1 pseudogene is annotated in these 619 nt (G+C 67.4%); it reads left to right on the top strand.

What is annotated here, in order from left to right:
* Positions 1–619: pseudogene (locus tag ENZ74_RS33680) on the top strand (hypothetical protein); the annotation flags it as partial.

The following is a 619-nucleotide window of genomic DNA, read 5'->3' as shown; positions in this document are numbered from 1 at the left end:
GTCCTCGGGCACCGTCTACATGCCCAGCGGCCGCACCGTGGCGGCCAGCAACGGCACGCTGACGGTCAAGGCGGCCAACCGCCCGCCGGTCGTCGGCGCGCTCGACATCGATGTCGACGGCGACGCATCCGCCGTTGCCGAACTCGCATCCTACGAGCCGATCAACGCCATGCGCCATGTCGGCATTCTGCCGGAGGACCTGTCGGGCAGCGTCACCGGTCACGTCAAGGCGGATATTCCGCTGCAGTCCGGCGTCGACTCCTCGAAGCTCGATTGGCTGGTGTCGCTCGACTACACCGGCATGTCCCTGGCCAAGCCCTTCGAAGGACAGGTCGTGACGGATGCCGACGGTTCGATCACGGTCGACCCCGAGAAGGCGGTGATCTCCGCCAAGGCGTTGCTGAACGGCATTCCGGCCGAACTCGATCTGATCGAGCCGCTCAGGGATGAGGGGCCGGCGCGCAGCCGCAAGGTGGCCCTGGTGCTCGACGACAAGATCCGCGCCGCCGCCATGCCCGGCCTGAAGCCGCTGCTTGCCGGAACTGTGAAGGTGGCGATCGACAAGAACGGCAGCGGCGACCAGAACGTCTCGGCCGACCTGACCAACGCCAGGCTGGAC

Source organism: Mesorhizobium sp. M7A.F.Ca.CA.002.15.2.1 (assembly GCF_003998715.1).
GTDB classification, from domain to species: domain Bacteria; phylum Pseudomonadota; class Alphaproteobacteria; order Rhizobiales; family Rhizobiaceae; genus Mesorhizobium; species Mesorhizobium ciceri.
This window is presented reverse-complemented; position numbering and strand designations above follow the sequence as displayed.